Below are 17,189 nucleotides of genomic sequence, written 5' to 3'. Positions count from 1 at the left end.
AGACGAATGACACGCGCTCGTCTGAACGGCCATATCCCTTCAGTCGGGTGACAACACCCGGGTTTGAAACGAGCGGGCGGCGACCGCGCAACCTTTCACCACCTCCCCTTGCCCACTGCGGGCGTTCGAACCCCGTAGAAGCATCCCAGCGTGGGAGCAGTCCGCCCATCCGATGCTTTGACCGCATGCCGATCACACCGGTACTCCTCTGCTCCTTCGGCCGATGGCCTGCCCCGAGCCGAAGCGCCCGCGTCACTCCGGCCGGCCCGGCTTCCGGCGGGAGACCGACAGAAACGGAGACACCCGTGCCACACCCCCGCCCACGGTCCGCCCTCAAACTGCTGGCGGCTTCCGCCCTGGCCGCCCTGGTCCTGCCCGTACCCGAGACCACCGCCCAGGCGGCCCCCGCACACCGCAAGTCCTTCACCTACTCGACCACCTTCACCGTCCCCCAGGGCGTCACCCAGGTGACGGCCACCCTGTGGGGCGGAGGTGGCGGCGGAGCCGGTGGTGGCGGAGGTGGCGGCGGAGGTGCCGCCGGCTACGCCGGGTCCAGTGCCGGGGGCGGTGGAGGCGCCGGACGCAACGGAAGCGGCGGCGCGGGTGACGGTGCCGGCGCCCACACCCAGTGCACCGTCCCGGTGACCCCCGGCAGCACACTGAAGATCACAGTGGGCCGCGGCGGCGCCATCGGGTCCGGCGGCGGCAAGGGCGCGGCCGGCCGAGGAACCCGCGGCAAGGGCACGGCCGGCGGCCCGGGAGCCGACGGCACGGCCGGTGGAAGTGGTGGGGACAGCACGCTCGGCCTGCCCGACGGCAGCACGGTCGCCCGGGCCGGCGGAGGAAAGGGCGGCGATCCGGGCCACGCGGGCAAGGCCGGGACCGGCGGCACAGCCGGCGGGTCCTACAGCGCGGGGAGCCCCGGCAAGGGCGGCACCGGAGGAAAGGGCGGGCAGGGCGGAACGGGCGGCCACGGCAGCAGGATCGGCAGAACCGGAGACAACGGAATCGACGGCGGCGTCGGCTACGGCGCCGACTTGTACACCGGCGCGGGCAGGAAGGGGTACGTCATCCTCGCCTGGTGACGGCGCCCACCGGCTGTCTCGCAGGGGGCCTTCGGGTACGCCCTTGCCCGGACGAGGCGAAGCAGGAGCAGGAGCAGTCACGATCCCCCGGTGACCGCCCAGCACAACGGACACCTGCACACCACCCACTCACCCCGCAGCCGGCCCAGTTCCTGGATCGGCACCTGCTTCGTCCGCGCCTTGTCGGGGGTGACGCCGGGCTCACGCTTGTAAACGGTCACCATGCGGGTGCCGTCGGCCGCCAGGCTGCTCCTCACGTCCGGTTCCTCTCGCCGGCCGGGCGTGACTCGGCGAGCACGCCGTCGATGTGGTCCCTGAAGGGGCCCGCTTCGGACGAGCGGAGGCGCAGGGTGGTGTCGGTGACGTGCTCACCGTCCTTGCACAGCCACAGCGGGACGCACACCGTGCCGTCGGCGTCCAGGTAGGGGCGCCGGAAGGGGGTGAGTTCCACACGCCAGGCGTGGGTACCGGTTGCTTGGCCAGTCAGCTCCATGCGGGGACCGTAGATGCCGCGCGACTGCCGGATCCACTTCCTTGCATGCATTTGCAGCTCGCTCAACCGAGAGCGGTGATGGCCCCGCCTATCAGGCAGCGGGCCTCTGGGCCGTGGACCGCCATGGCGGACAATCGCGCGAACGCCTTGCGGTACGCGGTGATTTCACTCGGCTCAGTGATCTTCACCTCGGCGGTCAACAGCTCGACCTGGACCTCCCGGTCGTCGAAAATCACGAAAGTCTCCAGGCCCCACATGTGTCGATGTGCGGACCGCGGAACGATCCCCAGAGACACCGACGGCAACGCCATGACCGCCAGCAGGTAACCGAGTTGTCCGGCCATGACTTCCGCACCACCGTGTGGGTGGTACAAGACGTCCTCTTCCATGAGCAACGCAAAGCGATGGTTCCCCCGGCGGATGACCTGTGAACGCTCGACCCGGGCGGCCGCGGCTTCCGGGGCGTCATTGGGAGTACCTTGGAAGTCGCTGATCGTCGACAACAGCGCCATGGCGTATCCCTCCGTCTGCACAAGGCCGGGTACCACGTTGGAGCAGTACACGCGGAACTCGCGCGTCTGCTCGTACAGAGGGATGACCGATTCCTGGTGACGACGGATGCCGGTGCGGTGAAGCCGTTTCCACTGTACGTACATGGTGTCGGCAGCACGGTTCGCGGCGATCAAGTCGAGCGCTTGGTCTTCCGCTTGGCACGCAGCGCACCACTTACGAATGTCCGCGTCCGAAGGGGGAGTTCTGGCGTTTTCGATCCGTGAGGTCTTCGACTCGCTCCACCCGCACCGACGCGCCAGTTCACGCCCGTTGAGCTCCGCGTCCAGCCGGATGTCCCTCAGCCGGGCCGCGAGGGAGTCGCGTGCCTGCTGGACGGTACTGGGCCTGGGCTCTGGCATGAACTGGCTGTCCGGTCACCGATCTAGACGATCTTGTATTCCTCGTGCGGCACAGCGCGCTTCCATACCTCCTCGAAGGCGGCAGCGCACAGGCGAGCCACGGTCTCGTCCTCGCCGAACTGGGGCTCCGCCGGCACGCCGTCCCCCGTGAAGACATTGAACCGGACCGAGCGACCGTCGATCAACCAGAAGTCGTTGCCCGGCAACGCGATGCCGGACGCTTCCGACCGCGGAAGCCAGCGGACTTGCTCGCCCGCATCCACGATGACGGACGTTCCCGCATGCTCGAACCGGATGTAATCGGTGACCGGCTCCGAGACGATCCGCGCACGGCGCATCTGTACGCCGCGTCCGACGGTGCGTCGAACAAGTGCCACCCAATCACGCCACATCGGTGATTCAGAGTCGTCGATCCGCTCACCTCGCCTCCAGGCGGCGAATGATTCCCGCTCTTCCGCCACGGTGTAGACGTCCCGCATCTCCAGGTGGAAGGCCGAGCTCCGCGCCGATCCCAGCAGTTCGTCAAAGCTTGGGATGCTTCGCGGCATCGCATGCCTCCCTCATCATCGGCACCATACGAGCCGGGATCCGAACCACTGCTTCGGTTGCGGGAATCGCTCCCGTCTTCAAGCAGTCCCGAGTGGTGGCCTCATCGGCTTTCCACCCCTGGATGATGAGATCACGGGTGTCTTGGTCCACCCAGACCGTAGGGCAGTTGCCACCTGCGCTCTCAGGGTCGACACCTACCAAGTGCAGCGCCACGACAGCCTCCCTCGCGAGTGGTTGCTCCGCTTTGCACGACCTTGCCCGCCCAGAAGCACATACGTCAACGGTGCGCGCAGGGCAGAGGGGGCGCATGACGACACTCGCGCGCCTCGCAACTCGACGAGCAACCATTCGACCGGCCGCTGAGGCTTAACTGGTGAGTCGTGTCGAATAGTTGCGTATACGCTCGGCGCCAACCCACCACAAACGGAGCAGCCCTCGCATGTCTAGGCAGGACATCGCGAGGGCCTACACCGCCGTGGTCCAGCTCTCTCCAAGGAGACCAACGGGATGATGCGCCATGTTAGCGCGCCCCTGCGCCGATTCACTCAAGTACCGAACGACATTATTCGCCACCCGAACCTCTCTTCGGATGCCGTACGCCTACTCCTCTGGCTGCTGTCGCTCGCCGACACCGCCGACATCTCGTTCTCGGAGGCCGCGCGGCGGGCCGGGATCAAGAACGGGGCGTTTCAGCGGGCCAAGGCCCAGCTGAAGGAGGCGGGCTACGCGCACGAGTGGCGGCGGCAGGGGGCCGACGGGCGGTGGGTGACCACGCAGTTGGTGGCCGGGGTTCCGTTGAGTGCCGAAGAGGCGCGGGCCGTGCGGGACGGGGAGGCGGCGGCACTGGTCGCACCGAGTACTCGGGAACCGGCCGTCGGTGAGCCGGGGCCTCGGGTGGTCGGTGGTCACCCTATGGACAACACGGGGAGCAACACGTCCCTTCCGCCCGCCCCGCCTGACCCACTTGACCCGCCGGAGCCGCCACCCCCTGCTCCGCCCGGGCTGCGCCCCGAGCCCCCGCCGTACCTGCCCGCGCAACTCGTCGAGCACGGCGCGCTGATCCTCGCCTCCGTCTCCCACAGCGAGCGGCGGCTGCGGCTCACCGGCCGGGAGGTCAAGGAGCTCGCTCCCCTGGCGGCCGAATGGCTGCTGCGGGGCGTCAAAGCGCCCGAGTTGCGGGACGAGTTGAGGGCGGGGCTGCCAGAGCGGATCCATCACGCGGCCGCACTCCTCCGCAACCGGCTGGTCCGCAAGCTGCCGGAAGCGCCCGCGATCCCACCCCCGCGTCCCGCGCCGCCGCGACCGAAGGTCAGCGACATGCGCGAGTGCCGGGGCGATCACACGCAGCCGTTCCTCTTCCGGCCGGTGGGCGACGAACCGTGGTGCCCTGAGTGCCGCATGGAGCGGGCGCACGCGGGCGCGGCGCAGGCCGCCGTACGGGGTGCCGCCGCCGTGCGCGCCGCCCTGCGCGCGACATGACCGGACCGCTCAGGCCGAAACGCGCTCCGGAACCGAACCGTCGAACGGCGGGTAGCTCCCGCCGCCCGTCCGCTCGGCCGCGTCGATGTAGTGCGCCAGCGCGTCGCGGGACCGTGCGAGTTCGTCCATCCGGTCCTGCAACCGCCCCAGCCGCGCCCGCATCGCGTCCAGGAGCTCGGGACAGCCGGGCAGCTCCGGGGCCTCCCCGGTCGCACACGGCAGGACGTACGCGATGTCCTCGGAGGACAGACCGGCGTCGAGCAGGTGCCGGATCTGCCGCACGCGCAGCACGGCGCTCTCGTCGTACGCGCGGTAGCCGTTCGCGCCGCGGTCCGCCTCCAGCAGGCCCTGGGCCTCGTAGTAGCGCAGCTGGTGGGTGTTGACGCCCGTCCGGCGACCCAGTTCCCCGATCCGCATCGAATCCCCCCTTGACCTTCACACCGGTCTCAACGTTGACGATGCTGCCATGAACAGCAGCGAAACCGCTTCTCCCGTCACCGTCATAGGGCTCGGCCTGATGGGCCGCGCCCTCGCCGGCGCCTTCCTGAAGGCCGGGCATCCGACCACCGTGTGGAACCGCACGCCCGCCAAGGCCGATCCGTTGGTGGCCGAGGGGGCCCGGCGCGCCCCCACGGTCGACGACGCGCTGACCGCCGCTCCCCTGACGGTCCTCTGCCTCACCGACTACCAGGCCGTCCGCGAACTGCTCGACGCGAGCGACGCCGACCTCGGCCGCACCACCCTCCTCAACCTCACCTCCGGCAGCTCGGCCCAGGCCCGGGAAGCCGCCCGCCGGGCCGAACGGCGCGGCGCCCGCTACCTGGACGGCGCCATCATGGCCATCCCGTCGACGATCGGGACCGCCGACGCGTTGGTCCTGCACAGCGGGCCGCGCCCGGACTTCGACGCGCACGAGGCCACGCTCGGCGCCCTCGGCACCGTCACGCACCTGGGCGAGGACCACGGGCTGGCGTCCCTGTACGACGCGGCCGGTCTGACCATGATGTGGAGCGTCCTGAACGCCTGGCTCCAGGGCACCGCCCTGCTCAGGACGGCGGGCGTCGACGCGGCGGCGTTCGCGCCGTTCGCGCGGCAGATGGCCGCCGGGGTGGCCGAGTGGCTGCCCGGTCACGCCGAGCAGATCGACAGCGGTTCGTTCCCGGCCGAGGTGTCGGCCCTGGAGACCGACGCGCGGGCGATGGAGCACCTGATCGAGGAGAGCGAGGCGGCGGGGATCAACGCCGAACTGCCGCGGCTGATCAGGGCGATGGCCGAGCGCGCGATCGCCGCGGGGCATGGCGGGGAGCAGTACCCCGTACTGATCGAGGAGTTCGCCAAGCCCGGCCCGTGACGACGGGGGGAAAGGCGAACGGCCCTGCCGTCACGGCAGGGCCGTTCGCGTCCGTTCAGGATCCGCGGATCACAGGAGGCCGAGCTCACGCACCGCGGTGCGCTCCTCCTCGAGCTCCTTGACGGAGGCGTCGATGCGGGCGCGGGAGAAGTCGTTGATCTCCAGGCCCTGGACGATCTCGTACTTGCCGTCCTTGCAGGTGACGGGGAAGGAGGAGATGAGGCCCTCGGGGACGCCGTAGGAGCCGTCCGAGGGGATGCCCATGGAGGTCCAGTCGCCGGCGGCGGTGCCGTTGACCCAGGTGTGGACGTGGTCGATGGCCGCGTTGGCGGCGGAGGCGGCCGAGGAGGCGCCGCGCGCCTCGATGATGGCCGCGCCGCGCTTGGCGACGGTCGGGATGAAGGTGTCGGCCAGCCACGCCTCGTCGTTGACGACCTCGGCGGCGTTCTTGCCCGCGACCTCGGCGTGGAAGATGTCCGGGTACTGGGTGGCGGAGTGGTTGCCCCAGATCGTCAGCTTCTTGATGTCGGAGACGGCGGTGCCGGTCTTCTTCGCGAGCTGCGAGATGGCGCGGTTGTGGTCCAGGCGGGTCATCGCGGTGAAGCGCTCGGCCGGCACGTCCGGGGCCGCGGCCTGGGCGATGAGGGCGTTGGTGTTGGCCGGGTTGCCGACGACGAGGACCTTGATGTCGTCCGCGGCGTGGTCGTTGATGGCCTTGCCCTGCGGCTTGAAGATGCCGCCGTTGGCCTCCAGGAGGTCACCGCGCTCCATGCCCTTGGTCCGCGGGCGGGCGCCGACGAGCAGCGCGACGTTGGCGCCGTCGAAGGCCACGTTCGGGTCGTCGGTGATCTCGATGCCGCGCAGCAGCGGGAACGCGCAGTCGTCGAGCTCCATGGCGGTGCCCTCGGCGGCCTTGAGACCCTGCGGGATCTCCAGGAGTCGCAGCTTGACCGGCACGTCGGCGCCGAGGAGGTGACCGGAGGCGATGCGGAAGAGCAGCGCGTAGCCGATCTGACCGGCCGCGCCGGTGACGGTGACATTGACGGGAGTGCGGGTCATGGCGATCTCCTGCTGCGAAACTGGCGGTGGGTGTCCCTGCCCCTGTTGTGCGGACCTCTCTTGGTATCAAGAGATCCGGCGTCAGGCTATCCGACGGCGCAGGCCCGGAACCCCCGAACCGGTGTGGGACGCCTCACCCGGGTCCCACCCGGGCCTCACCTGGGCCTCACCTGGGCCTCACCTGGGCCTATGGCACCTCCTGTGACGCTTCGGAGGCCCCTGCCGTCCCTGGGCTCCCGGTGGCCCCCCGCTTCCCCGAGGTATCGAGTGCCTCGGACGCCCCGGTCACTCCGGAGGCCCCTGGCGTACCGTCCGTCCCGGCCTTCCTCGGCGCCGTGCAACCCTGCCGCCCGGAGCTGAGCACCACGCAGGCCCTGGCCTCGCCCGGCGCGGCGACCGCCACCATGGTGCTGTGACCGTCCGTGCCGCGCTCTATGCGGCCCTCACCGGTGCGGGAGGCCGCGCTGACCCGCAGGGTGTCGCCGGGACCGCCCTGCGTCATCCGGGCCCAGGCCGCCTTGCAGGTCTCGCTGTAGCGCACCTCGACGTAGGTGCTGCCGACGGTCGTCGAACCCGCCGTCGTCGCCCGCTGCCCGCCGCACCCCATCGTCTCCGGGTCCTTGCCCGTGCACGCGCCGCCCGCGCACTTGACGCCGTCGGGGAGGGCGGCAGGGCTGCCGGTGTTCCGCTCGGCGGCCTGCGGCGCGGGCTGCCGGGCACCGCCGCCCGGGCCGTAGCCGAGCAGCAGGACGGCCCCGACGACCATCAGCAGCGCGCCGACCGCGCCCACCGTGAAGAGCAGCGCCGCGCGGCGCTTGGGGCGGGGGTGGGTCCGGGGGTGAGTACGGGGGCGGGTGCGGGGACGCGTGCCGGAGCGCCGGTCGGCGGACGGCCGGTCCGGCGGGCCCGTCAGGGGGACCGCCTGCGCCCGGGCGTCCACACCGGCCGTTCGCGCCGAGGGGAGGCCGGTACGGGGCTCGGGAGCGGGGTCGGGCTCAGGCTCGGGAGCGGGGACGTGAGCGGGGTCGGGCTCGGGGACGTGAGCGGGGCCGGGCTCGGGGACGGGGGCCGGGACGGGCTCGGGAGCGGCAGCCGGCGCGGCCGGATCCTCAGACCCCCGCGCCCTGCGCAGCGTCCAGCCCCGCCTCCCCTTGCCGGGCGGCGGCGGCGCGTACTCGGCCAGGGCCGCGCGCGCCTCCTCGACCCGGATGCCCTCCATCGTCACGTCGTGCCGCAGTTCGGACCGGCTCCAGGCGCGTTCGGCCAGCTCCCAGATGGTCAGCAGGTGTCCGACGTCCGTCCCCGTCGCGTCCGCGAGCGCCTCGGTGGCGCCCCTCGGCGGCAACAGCCGGCCGTTGAGGTAGCGCTCCCAGGAGGTCTTGCTGTAGCCGGTGCGGTCCGCGACCGCGCCGACGCTCATCCCGTTGCGCTCGACGATCCGGCGCAGCTGCTCCACGAACTCGCGCACATGCGGGTCCAGTTCGTCCGACAGCGCTCTCCAGCGAGGCATGGCCCTCCCCTAGTCCCCCTGCGTACCGCGGTGCTACCCAAGGGAGGGCGGGACAGAGCCTCCCAGTTCCCCTTCGGCGGGCGCATAGGGGCGTTCCGGGTTGATCAACGCACCGGGGCGCACGCCCCCCTCGTCCGCCATGCTCCCGAACCACCCTGTCGGCAGGGAACCGTTCCGGTCCCGTTGGTAGGGAACCATTCCGGTACAGAACGGTGACCTCGTAGCGGAATGATCTCTTCCGCGTCACAAGACCCGGCCTCGCCTTGAACCGGAATCCCGCCGTCTGGATGCTCGGGGAGGACGTCCGGCCGGTCCTCCCACGGGGGTGGAGGACCGGCCGCGTCCGCCCGTCCCCCACCCGCTTCACCGCCGCCCCGGGAGTCACCCCCGGGGCGCGGTGAAGCACTCCTCGGCGCCCTCGGCGGGACGCAGGCAGACCCGGGCCCGGCGCGGGTCGTCGGTCGCCGTCATCGCGGTCGCCAGATAGACCTCCGTGTCGCGGCGGCTGGCGGCCCTCACCTCCTTGGCACCCGCTCCGGGCAGCGTCAGCTCCACCCGGTCGCCCAGCCGCAGGCCGGTGGCCTTGGCCCAGACGGCCCCGCACTTCTCCGCGTACCGGATCTCGACCCGCTGCCCGCGCGCCGACCGCCGGGTGGCCAAGGTGACGGGCAGCCCCTGCGCGCCGCACCCCATCGCCTGCGCGTCCGCCCCTTCGCACTCCTGCCCGCGGCAGCCGGGCTCGAAGGACTGTGCGTAGGACGCGCCCGCCGCGCCCGGCCCGGGGACGGCGCCGCCCGCCGTGTCATCGTCCGCCAGCAGCCCCAGCAGCGCCAGGGGAACCAGGACGGCCACCGCCAGGGCCGCGCCCCCGATGACGAGGTACCGCCCGGGGACGCGGCGGCTCGGCCGCCGTCCGGTGTCGGAGACCGGCGACACCTCGCCGACCTCATCAGCCCCATCGGTCTCCTCCGGACCAGGGCCAGGACCGGGAGCCGACGCGGCACGTCCCGACCACCGCTGCTCCGCCAGTTCCCACAGGGCCAGCGGCCGCCCGGGCGGCTCGTCCGCCAGCGCGCACAGCGCCTCGACCGCCTCGCGCGGCGGCAGCTTCTTGCCGTTGAGGTACCGCTCCCAGGACGACTTGCTGAACGCGGTCCGCCCGCCGAGCGCGGCCAGGCTCAGGCCGGTGCGTTCCTTCAACTCCCGCAGTACGGCGGCCAGCCGGGCGCACTCCGCGGGCAGGGGGCGCCCCTCGCTCACCGGCGCAACTCCTTCCAGGTGTCGGGCCCCACGATCCCGTCGACGACCAGGCCCCTGGCCTTCTGGAACGCCTGGGCCGCCGCCTTGCTCCGCTCGCCGAAGGAGCCGTCGATCAGGCCCGGGTCGAAGCCGTGGTGCTTGAGCAGGCACTGGGCCTCCAGCACCTCCCAGCCGCTGCTCTTGAGGTCCATCAGCACGCTGCGGGTCGGGCTGTACCCGGCCCGCAGGCCACCGTCTCCGCGCTCCACGTGGCACGGGCGGGAACGTCCCTGCACGAAGACGAAGGGGGACGGGGAGCCCGAGACCGACGGCCCGGCGCCCTTCGCCTCGTCCTTCGCCTCGTCGTCGGCCCAGAACGCGGCGGCCAGCCCGACCGCCAGCGTGACGACCAGGACCGCCACCGCCGCGACGTACAGCCACAGGCGCCGTCGCGTCTCCCGGAGTTCACCGGCGTCCGTCCCTCCTTCCGAAGGCGTCGCCTGGGCCGCCGACCGTGCCGCCGCGGAGGCCGGCCAGGCCTCCTCCGCTATCTCGTGCAGCACCAGCAGCCGGGCCGGCTCCGCCCCGCACACCCGGGCCAGCTCCTCCACGGCGTCCCGCGGCGGCAGTTGCCGCGCGTTGAGGTAGCGCTCCCAGGACGACCGGCTGTACGAGGTCTTGGCCGCGAGCGCGGCGAGGCTGAGCCCGCTGCGGTCCTTGAGTCTGCGGAGCTGTACGACGAACTGGCTCACCCGTTGGTCGAGCGACGCCGGCAGTTCCTTCCAACGCGGCATGTTCCACCCCACACCCGTCACATGGTCCCCCGAGGCATGAGCCTCCTGTGTCGCACATGATGGCGACGCCGGCCGGTGTTTTCCCGTGCCGCCGGGCGGCACGCAGGTTTCCGGCCAGCGGCGGCGCCCCGGGCGCGTCCCACCGGGGCCTCAGGAGGGCGGTCGCCACCGCAGGTCAGGGGGTGGGACGTCCCACGAGAACCCGTTTTCCCGGCGGCTCTTGGCAGGTGGGGATGTGGCGCGTCACCGTCGTTTCAGCGCGCCGGACGGCGCGGTCCACCCCGCGCCGTCCGGCAGCGTCCCGGCCGGACCGTCCTCTCACGGGGGAGAGGACGGTCCGCTTCCACGCGGCGCCGCAGGAGCCGCGCCACAGGAATTACGCCACAGGAGCCGCGCCACAGGAGTTACGCCGCAGGAGCCGCGCCGCAGGAGGAGCACTCAGACCGTGAAGTGCAGCACGTCGTCCAGGAAGGGGATCTTCAACCACGCGTGCGGCTGCGCGAGCATCGCCAGCAGCAGGATCGCCAGCCCCAGCCCGCCGTACGTGAACATGTCCGTGAACCGCGAGCGGACGGCCAGCATGCCCACCGAGGGCAGCGCCCAGCGCAGCACCGCGCCGCCGATCATGGCGATGCCGATCAGCATCGTCCCGACCCGGAACCCGTCCAGGGCGACGATCAGCAACCCCAGCCCCGTCAGCCCCAGCACCACCAGCAGTGGCCACTGCCGGGCCGGAGCGGGCGCGCCCCCGGGAGCGGCGCGGCCGCCGCCCTCCGGGCGCGCGGTGTCGCGGGTGAACTGGGGGAAGCGGCGCGACATCCGGGACCGCCCGGAGCCGGCCGCCTTGCCCGTCTCAGCCTGCATCGACGCTTCCCTCGGCTCCCTCGGCGGCCCCCTCCGCGGCGAGCTCCGCCGCCTCGACGACGTTGACGAGCAGCATGGCGCGGGTCATCGGGCCGACGCCGCCCGGGTTGGGGGAGATCCAGCCGGCGACCTCGGCGACCCCGGGGTCCACATCGCCCATGATCTTGCCCTCGCCGTCCCGGCTGACGCCGACGTCCAGCACGGCGGCCCCCGGCTTGACGTCCTCCGGCTTGATCAGGTGCCCGACACCGGCCGCCGCGACGATGATGTCCGCCTGGCGCAGGTGGGAGGCGAGGTCACGGGTGCCGGTGTGGCAGAGGGTGACCGTGGCGTTCTCGGACCGGCGGGTGAGCAGCAGGCCGATCGACCGGCCCACGGTGATGCCGCGACCGACGACGACCACGTGCGCGCCGTTGATCTCCACGCCGTGGCGGCGCAGCAGCTCGATGATCCCGTTCGGGGTGCAGGGCAGCGGCGCGGCCTCGTTGAGCACCAGGCGGCCCAGGCTCATCGGGTGGAGGCCGTCGGCGTCCTTGGCCGGGTCCATCAGCTCCAGCACCCGGTTGGTGTCGATGCCCTTGGGGAGCGGGAGTTGGACGATGTAGCCGGTGCAGTCGGGGTTCTCGTTGAGCTCCCGGACGACCGCCTCGATCTCCTCCTGCGTCGCGGTCGCGGGCAGCTCACGCTGGATGGACCCGATGCCGACCTGGGCGCAGTCGCGGTGCTTGCCCGCCACGTACCACTTGCTGCCCGGGTCGTCGCCGACCAGGAGCGTGCCCAGGCCGGGGGTGACGCCCTTGGCCTTGAGGGCTTCCACGCGCGTGGTGAGTTCGGACTTGATCGCGGCCGCGGTGGCCTTGCCATCGAGAATCTGAGCGGTCATGGCTCCATACTCCTGGATCCGGCGGCGGCCCTTCCAATCCGCGACCCGGTCGGGCCGGCCGGTGGTTCCGCCGTCTGTGTTCATGGGTACTACGGGAACTCGTGGGGGTGCCCGCGGGGACCCGGCAGGGGATCTCCCGGGGCTCTCGCGGGGGCGATCTCGTTCACACGGAGATCACGGTCACGCGGCACTTGAACAACGCCGAGGATATCGGCTGGACAAAATGTCAAGCCCCCAACCACGATGAATCGGTCAATGCCGCGGGCGGTCAGGGGGGCGAGCCGCTCAGCCCTTCCTCCGATGGCCAACGCCCGGGGTCCGTCCCCCATGACGCACGGAGGAACCACCCGACCATGAGCTTCGGTCAGCAGAACAACCCGTACGGCCAGCCCCCGCAGGCCGGCTACGGCTACCCGCAGCAGCCGGGCATGCCGTACGCCGCCTACCCGCAGGGCGGCGACCCGTACGCGGGCATGGCGCCGGTGCCCGCCGAGATGCCGGGCATCACCAAGGCCGCCCGCATCTTCCTGTGGGTCATCGCCGCCGTGCACGTGGCCGTGGCCGGACTCATGGTCGCGGGCTACGCGGCGGTCAAGGACGAGGAGGGGAAGCACACCGGCGAGACGGTCACCACGCGCAACGGCGACACCGTCGACGCCGAGACCGCCTTCGGCCTCGCCCGGGGCCTGCTGGCCTTCCTGGGCGGCCTGGCCGCGGTCTTCGCGATCATCGGCATCATCCTCGCCATCCGCTACGCGAAGGGCCGCAACGGCGTCCGCGTCGGCTCCATCGTCTACGCGTCGTTCGCCATCATCAGCGGCATCTTCACCATCGGGGCCTGGGGCCTGGGCCTGGTGACGCTGGTCCTGGCGATCCTGACCATCGTCTTCTGCGCCAAGCGCGCGTCGGCGCAGTGGTTCCAGCGCCCGCGCTTCTGAGCGCCGCGCGGACGCCGTCCGGCCCGGAGGCCGCATCCTCAGCGAGGGTGCGGCCTCCGGCCGTTCTCCGGGCCGTCCTTCCGGGCCGTCCTTCCGGACCGTCCTTCCGGACCGGTCAGTGGAAGAAGTGCCGCGTACCGGTGAAGTACATCGTCACCCCGGCCGCCTTCGCCGCCTCCACGACCTCCGCGTCACGGACCGAACCGCCGGGCTGCGCCACGGCCTTGACGCCCGCGTCGGCCAGCACCTGGAAGCCGTCGGGGAAGGGGAAGAAGGCGTCGGACGCCGCGTACGAGCCGCGGGCCCGCTCCTCACCCGCCCTTTGGACGGCCAGCTTCGCCGAGTCCACGCGGTTGACCTGGCCCATGCCGACGCCGACGGTGGCACCGTCCTTGGCCAGCAGGATCGCGTTGGACTTCACCGCGCGGCTGGCGCGCCACGCGAACGCCAGCTCGGCCAGCTCCGCGTCGGACAGCGCCTCGCCGGACGCGAGCGTCCAGTGCGCCGGATCGTCACCCTCCGCCTGGAGCCGGTCCTTGGCCTGGACGAGGACGCCGCCCTCGATCGGCCGCGTCTCCGTCTCGGCGGCGGGGGCGTCGGCGCAGCGCAGCACCCGGATGTTCTTCTTCCGCGCCAGGACCTCGACCGCGCCGTCCTCGTAGCCGGGGGCGACGACGACCTCGGTGAAGATCTCGGCGACCTGCTCCGCCATGGCCACCGACACCGGGCGGTTGACGGCGATCACGCCGCCGAAGGCCGACAGCGAGTCACAGGCGTGCGCCTTGCGGTGCGCCTCGGCGACGTCCGTACCGACCGCGATGCCGCAGGGGTTGGCGTGCTTGATGATGGCGACGCAGGGGTCGGCGTGGTCGTACGCGGCGCGGCGGGCGGCCTCGGTGTCGACGAAGTTGTTGTACGACATCTCCTTGCCGTGCAACTGCTCGGCGTGGGCCAGGCCCTGGCCCGAGCCGTCCGTGTAGAGGGCGGCGGCCTGGTGCGGGTTCTCGCCGTAGCGGAGCACCTGCTTGCGGGTGTGGGTGGTGCCGGTGAAGTCGGGCCAGGGGCTCTCGTCGGCCGCGTAGCCCGTCGCGAACCAGTTGGCGACCGTCACGTCGTAGGCGGCCGTGTGCTGGAACGCCTCGGCGGCGAGCCGCTTGCGCGCCTCCAGGTCGAACCCGCCCTCGGCGACGGCCTTCAGGACGTCGGCGTAGCGGCCGGGGCTGACGACGACGGCCACAGAGGGGTGGTTCTTCGCGGCGGCGCGGACCATGGAGGGGCCGCCGATGTCGATCTGCTCGACGCACTCGTCCGGGGTCGCGCCGGAGGCGACGGTCTCGCGGAACGGGTAGAGGTTGACGACCACGAGCTCGAAGGGGCGCACGCCCAGTCCGTCGAGCTGCTCGCGGTGGGTCTCGAGGCGCTGGTCGGCCAGGATGCCGGCGTGGACGCGCGGGTGCAGCGTCTTGACGCGGCCGTCCAGGCACTCGGGGAAGCCCGTCAGCTCCTCGACCGGGGTGACCGGCACCCCGGCGGCGGCGATCCGGCCGGCCGTCGAACCGGTCGAGACGAGCTCGACACCGGCCTCGTGCAGCCCGCGGGCGAGCTCTTCGAGACCCGTCTTGTCGTAGACGCTGATCAGCGCCCGGCGGATGGGCCGCTGCGTACCTTCGGCGGTCACGAGATCCGTACCTTTCGTCCCTCAATGCGGTAGCCGTGCCGGGCCAGACGCCCCACGACCTCGACGAGCAGCTGTCGCTCGACTTCCTTGATCCGCTCGTGCAGAGCGGCTTCGTCGTCCTCCACCCGGACCTCGACCACGCCCTGGGCGATGATCGGTCCGGTGTCGACGCCGTCGTCGACGAAGTGGACGGTGCACCCGGTGACCTTCACTCCGTACGCGAGCGCGTCGCGTACGCCGTGGGCGCCGGGAAAGCTGGGCAGCAGGGCGGGGTGCGTGTTGACCGTCCGCCCGCCGAAGCGTGCGAGGAACTCCTTCCCCAGGATCTTCATGAAGCCCGCGGAGACCACCAGGTCCGGGGCGTACGCGGCGGTCGCCTCGGCCAGGGCGCGGTCCCAGTCGGCGCGGGAGGCGTGGTCCTTCACGCGCTCGACGAAGACCGGGATCCCGGCGCGCTCGGCGCGTTCGAGGCCCGCGATGCCGTCCCGGTCGGCGCCGACGGCCACGATCCGGGCGCCGTAGCCCGCGGGGTCGGCGGCGATGGCGTCCAGCAGCGCCTGGAGGTTCGTACCGGAACCGGAGACGAGGACGACGAGACGGGCGGGATCTGTGGAGGAGTCGGAGGGGGCGGGGTGAGCCTGGGGGGCCGGGGAAGCCACGGCGGGCCCTTTCTCGCGCGCGGTGCGGTTTGTATGGTCGTACGAGACAGAGGGGTCCCCGGATACGGGGGACCCTACGAAGCCGCCGACCGCCAGCAACGATACCGGCACACCCGACGGCCCCCGCGGGACGGGGGCGCGCGCGGAAGGTAGCGTCTGTGAACGGCGTCCGCCGGGCGTCCACCAGGCGTCCACCTGCCGCGTCCGCCCGGGCCGACGCGGCACGGGATCGGCTCCGGAAAACCGGCCTCACGGCCGTACGCTCAAGGGGCAGGACGCGACAGAGCAGGACGCAGGACGCGACACAGACGACACCAGGGGAAGACACACTCCACATGCCGGACCGACGCCGCCCCGCGGTTCACCGCCCCCTCCCGCTGTCCGCCGCGTCCGCCGGGACGCGGCCGTTTCCCGTGGAGGCGGCGTTGAGCGACCCCATGACGCCTTCCGCATCGCCCGCCGCGCCTTCCGTATCGCCCGCCGCGCCGTCCGCACCGCACGCCGCGCCTTTCGCCGGCCCCCGGCCGGCGCTGGTCGCGGCCCGCGAGCAGCGGTCGCCGGAGCAGCAGGGCTGGGGCGGCCGGGGCGAAGGCGAGCCCACCGGGCGCGACCAGGGCGCCTGGGGCGACCCCGACCCCGGCCCGAGTGATCAGGAGCGGCGGGGCCGGGAAGAGCAGCGGCCGGGGACGCCGGAGGAACCGGACAACCCGTTCGCCGCGCCGCCCGCGGACCGGCCGGACCGGCCGTGGCGGCCACGCGAGCCACAGGGCGGAGGCGGAGCCGACGGTTCCGGCGGCCGGGACGGGTCCGGGCAGCCGCCCGCCTGGGGCAGCCAGTGGAGCAGCCGGCAGCCGGGCCGGCACGACGGCGGATTCGGCGGCCCGCAGGGCGGCGGGCAGGACCCCGCCAACGGCGGTTCCGGCGGCGGTCCGCGCTGGGACCCCACCGACCCGGCCCAGCGCCGCGCCCGCTACGCCCTCCTCGCCGGGCTCTGGGGCTTCTTCTTCGCGCTGTTCAGCCTGCCCGAGGTGGCCCTGCTGCTCGGAGCGCTCTCGGTCTACTGGGCGGTCAGCTCGCTGCGCGCCAAGGCCGGCCGGCGCACCGGCGACGGCCCGGCCCCGACACCCGCCCCGCAGCCCGGCGGCTTCCGGCCGCAGACGACGGCGGCGGTGAGCGGGCTGGTGATGGGCGGGCTGGCGCTGGTCATCGCCGTGTCCACGTTCTCGTTCCAGCTGATCTACCGGGACTACTACACCTGTGTGGACGACGCCCTGACGCAGACGTCGCGCCAGTCCTGCGAGAACCACCTGCCGAAGCCGCTGCGGCCGCTGCTGAGCGTGGAGGACTGACGGCGGCGCGGGTTTTTCGAGTTGGACTTACGGGGCGGGGGCGGGGGTGTCGGACGGGCCCCCGGCCCCTCGCCCGTCACTCGTCCGCCCGTCACCTGCCCGCCCGTTCGCTCCCCCTCACCTCACCCCTCGCCCCACCGCTCGTCGAGCAGCCGCGCCGGGTCGCGGGGTTCGAAGTCCGGCATCAGGCCGCCGCCGGAGTCCTTCAGCGCCGCCCAGCGGGCCTGGCGCACGTCGGTGTCGTGCCAGTCGGCGCCGTCGGGGCGGCCGGCCCGCGCCGGGTCCGGGACGGGCGGCATCGGCGACTTCCGCGCCTTGCGCGCCCGGCGCGCCGCCTGCTTCGCCTCG

Annotated in this window: 19 protein-coding genes; 5 read left to right on the top strand and 14 right to left on the bottom strand. The window is 72.5% G+C overall.

Going from position 1 to position 17,189, the window contains the following annotated elements; all coding sequences use genetic code 11:
- The first annotated feature begins 305 nt into the window (after nt 1-305).
- The gene (locus JNW98_RS36180) at nt 306-1,085 is read left to right on the top strand and encodes a hypothetical protein (protein ID WP_263420848.1); all 780 of its coding nucleotides are present in this window, start codon (nt 306-308) and stop codon (nt 1,083-1,085) included.
- A 77-nt stretch (nt 1,086-1,162) separates the two neighbouring features.
- On the opposite strand, the gene JNW98_RS16200 is transcribed toward JNW98_RS36180, so the two are convergent.
- The 4 genes from JNW98_RS16200 to JNW98_RS16185 all read right to left on the bottom strand — a co-directional run bounded on the left by JNW98_RS16200 (nt 1,163) and on the right by JNW98_RS16185 (nt 3,037).
- Nucleotides 1,163-1,342: a hypothetical protein gene (locus JNW98_RS16200; RefSeq protein WP_223768936.1), complete on the bottom strand. Its 180-nt coding sequence runs from the start codon at nt 1,340-1,342 to the stop codon at nt 1,163-1,165.
- Entirely contained in the window at nt 1,339-1,578 is a 240-nt protein-coding gene (locus JNW98_RS16195; RefSeq protein ID WP_223768935.1) for a hypothetical protein, read from the bottom strand. The genes JNW98_RS16200 and JNW98_RS16195 overlap by 4 nt, the downstream gene beginning before the upstream one ends.
- 62 nt (nt 1,579-1,640) lie before the next feature.
- Entirely contained in the window at nt 1,641-2,489 is an 849-nt protein-coding gene (locus tag JNW98_RS16190; RefSeq protein WP_223768934.1) for a helix-turn-helix domain-containing protein, read from the bottom strand.
- A gap of 23 nt (nt 2,490-2,512) precedes the next feature.
- Complete coding sequence (locus JNW98_RS16185) at nt 2,513-3,037, bottom strand: DUF6879 family protein (RefSeq protein WP_223768933.1); 525 nt, start codon at nt 3,035-3,037, stop codon at nt 2,513-2,515.
- Between the two features lie 508 nt (nt 3,038-3,545).
- On the opposite strand from JNW98_RS16185, the gene JNW98_RS16175 reads away from it, so the two are divergent.
- A complete protein-coding gene (locus JNW98_RS16175; protein WP_223768931.1) occupies nt 3,546-4,517 on the top strand; it encodes a hypothetical protein in 972 nt (323 codons plus the stop codon).
- 9 nt (nt 4,518-4,526) lie between these two features.
- Here JNW98_RS16175 and JNW98_RS16170 read toward each other — a convergent pair whose 3' ends face one another.
- Entirely contained in the window at nt 4,527-4,934 is a 408-nt protein-coding gene (locus tag JNW98_RS16170) for a MerR family transcriptional regulator (RefSeq protein WP_223768930.1), read from the bottom strand.
- A 49-nt stretch (nt 4,935-4,983) separates the two neighbouring features.
- On the opposite strand from JNW98_RS16170, the gene JNW98_RS16165 reads away from it, so the two are divergent.
- Complete coding sequence (locus JNW98_RS16165; protein ID WP_223768929.1) at nt 4,984-5,868, top strand: NAD(P)-dependent oxidoreductase; 885 nt, start codon at nt 4,984-4,986, stop codon at nt 5,866-5,868.
- A 69-nt stretch (nt 5,869-5,937) separates the two neighbouring features.
- Here JNW98_RS16165 and JNW98_RS16160 read toward each other — a convergent pair whose 3' ends face one another.
- From JNW98_RS16160 to JNW98_RS16135, 6 genes are all read right to left on the bottom strand, one after another.
- Nucleotides 5,938-6,927 (bottom strand): malate dehydrogenase, encoded by a 990-nt coding sequence (locus JNW98_RS16160; protein ID WP_185941384.1) that lies wholly within the window; start codon nt 6,925-6,927, stop codon nt 5,938-5,940.
- A 187-nt stretch (nt 6,928-7,114) separates the two neighbouring features.
- A complete protein-coding gene (locus tag JNW98_RS16155; RefSeq protein ID WP_223768928.1) occupies nt 7,115-8,437 on the bottom strand; it encodes a helix-turn-helix domain-containing protein in 1,323 nt (440 codons plus the stop codon).
- Between the two features lie 381 nt (nt 8,438-8,818).
- On the bottom strand, nt 8,819-9,697 hold the full coding sequence (locus JNW98_RS16150; RefSeq protein ID WP_223768927.1) for a helix-turn-helix domain-containing protein: 879 nt from the start codon (nt 9,695-9,697) through the stop codon (nt 8,819-8,821).
- Nucleotides 9,694-10,470 (bottom strand): helix-turn-helix domain-containing protein, encoded by a 777-nt coding sequence (locus tag JNW98_RS16145; protein ID WP_223768926.1) that lies wholly within the window; start codon nt 10,468-10,470, stop codon nt 9,694-9,696. The genes JNW98_RS16150 and JNW98_RS16145 overlap by 4 nt, the downstream gene beginning before the upstream one ends.
- Before the next feature lie 438 nt (nt 10,471-10,908).
- Complete coding sequence (locus JNW98_RS16140; RefSeq protein WP_223768925.1) at nt 10,909-11,334, bottom strand: DUF3017 domain-containing protein; 426 nt, start codon at nt 11,332-11,334, stop codon at nt 10,909-10,911.
- Nucleotides 11,324-12,217 (bottom strand): bifunctional methylenetetrahydrofolate dehydrogenase/methenyltetrahydrofolate cyclohydrolase, encoded by an 894-nt coding sequence (locus JNW98_RS16135; protein WP_223768924.1) that lies wholly within the window; start codon nt 12,215-12,217, stop codon nt 11,324-11,326. Before JNW98_RS16135 ends, JNW98_RS16140 begins: the two co-directional genes overlap by 11 nt.
- A 353-nt stretch (nt 12,218-12,570) precedes the next feature.
- Between JNW98_RS16135 and JNW98_RS16130 the strand changes: the two genes are divergently transcribed.
- Nucleotides 12,571-13,155 carry a hypothetical protein gene (locus JNW98_RS16130; protein WP_223768923.1) on the top strand — a complete coding sequence of 195 codons (585 nt, stop codon included), beginning with the start codon at nt 12,571-12,573 and terminating at the stop codon, nt 13,153-13,155.
- Between the two features lie 115 nt (nt 13,156-13,270).
- Here JNW98_RS16130 and purH read toward each other — a convergent pair whose 3' ends face one another.
- Both purH and purN read right to left on the bottom strand, forming a co-directional pair.
- Entirely contained in the window at nt 13,271-14,833 is a 1,563-nt protein-coding gene (gene purH / locus JNW98_RS16125) for a bifunctional phosphoribosylaminoimidazolecarboxamide formyltransferase/IMP cyclohydrolase (RefSeq protein WP_223768922.1), read from the bottom strand.
- Complete coding sequence (gene purN, locus JNW98_RS16120) at nt 14,830-15,492, bottom strand: phosphoribosylglycinamide formyltransferase (protein ID WP_223768921.1); 663 nt, start codon at nt 15,490-15,492, stop codon at nt 14,830-14,832. Before purN ends, purH begins: the two co-directional genes overlap by 4 nt.
- A gap of 437 nt (nt 15,493-15,929) precedes the next feature.
- Between purN and JNW98_RS16115 the strand changes: the two genes are divergently transcribed.
- The gene (locus tag JNW98_RS16115) at nt 15,930-16,841 is read left to right on the top strand and encodes a hypothetical protein (RefSeq protein ID WP_223768920.1); all 912 of its coding nucleotides are present in this window, start codon (nt 15,930-15,932) and stop codon (nt 16,839-16,841) included.
- 122 nt (nt 16,842-16,963) lie between these two features.
- Here the strand turns inward: JNW98_RS16115 and JNW98_RS16110 are convergent.
- The coding region (locus JNW98_RS16110) for a hypothetical protein (protein ID WP_223768919.1) at nt 16,964-17,189 on the bottom strand (226 nt) is incomplete at its 5' end.

It is taken from the genome of Streptomyces huiliensis (genome assembly GCF_020037025.1).
In the GTDB taxonomy this organism is placed as follows: Bacteria; Actinomycetota; Actinomycetes; order Streptomycetales; family Streptomycetaceae; genus Streptomyces; species Streptomyces huiliensis.
Note: the sequence above shows the minus strand (reverse complement) of the source record. Positions and strands in the feature narration are given on the sequence as shown.

What these genes read in the sequence shown, in the direction of transcription:
- JNW98_RS16195 (WP_223768935.1), bottom strand. Translation starts at nt 1,578, where the DNA reads ATGGAGCTGACTGGCCAAGCAACCGGTACCCACGCCTGGCGTGTGGAA.
- JNW98_RS16190 (WP_223768934.1), bottom strand. Translation starts at nt 2,489, where the DNA reads ATGCCAGAGCCCAGGCCCAGTACCGTCCAGCAGGCACGCGACTCCCTC.
- JNW98_RS16185 (WP_223768933.1), bottom strand. Translation starts at nt 3,037, where the DNA reads ATGCCGCGAAGCATCCCAAGCTTTGACGAACTGCTGGGATCGGCGCGG.
- JNW98_RS16175 (WP_223768931.1), top strand. Translation starts at nt 3,546, where the DNA reads ATGATGCGCCATGTTAGCGCGCCCCTGCGCCGATTCACTCAAGTACCG.
- JNW98_RS16170 (WP_223768930.1), bottom strand. Translation starts at nt 4,934, where the DNA reads ATGCGGATCGGGGAACTGGGTCGCCGGACGGGCGTCAACACCCACCAG.
- JNW98_RS16165 (WP_223768929.1), top strand. Translation starts at nt 4,984, where the DNA reads ATGAACAGCAGCGAAACCGCTTCTCCCGTCACCGTCATAGGGCTCGGC.
- JNW98_RS16160 (WP_185941384.1), bottom strand. Translation starts at nt 6,927, where the DNA reads ATGACCCGCACTCCCGTCAATGTCACCGTCACCGGCGCGGCCGGTCAG.
- JNW98_RS16155 (WP_223768928.1), bottom strand. Translation starts at nt 8,437, where the DNA reads ATGCCTCGCTGGAGAGCGCTGTCGGACGAACTGGACCCGCATGTGCGC.
- JNW98_RS16145 (WP_223768926.1), bottom strand. Translation starts at nt 10,470, where the DNA reads ATGCCGCGTTGGAAGGAACTGCCGGCGTCGCTCGACCAACGGGTGAGC.
- JNW98_RS16140 (WP_223768925.1), bottom strand. Translation starts at nt 11,334, where the DNA reads ATGCAGGCTGAGACGGGCAAGGCGGCCGGCTCCGGGCGGTCCCGGATG.
- JNW98_RS16135 (WP_223768924.1), bottom strand. Translation starts at nt 12,217, where the DNA reads ATGACCGCTCAGATTCTCGATGGCAAGGCCACCGCGGCCGCGATCAAG.
- JNW98_RS16130 (WP_223768923.1), top strand. Translation starts at nt 12,571, where the DNA reads ATGAGCTTCGGTCAGCAGAACAACCCGTACGGCCAGCCCCCGCAGGCC.
- JNW98_RS16115 (WP_223768920.1), top strand. Translation starts at nt 15,930, where the DNA reads ATGACGCCTTCCGCATCGCCCGCCGCGCCTTCCGTATCGCCCGCCGCG.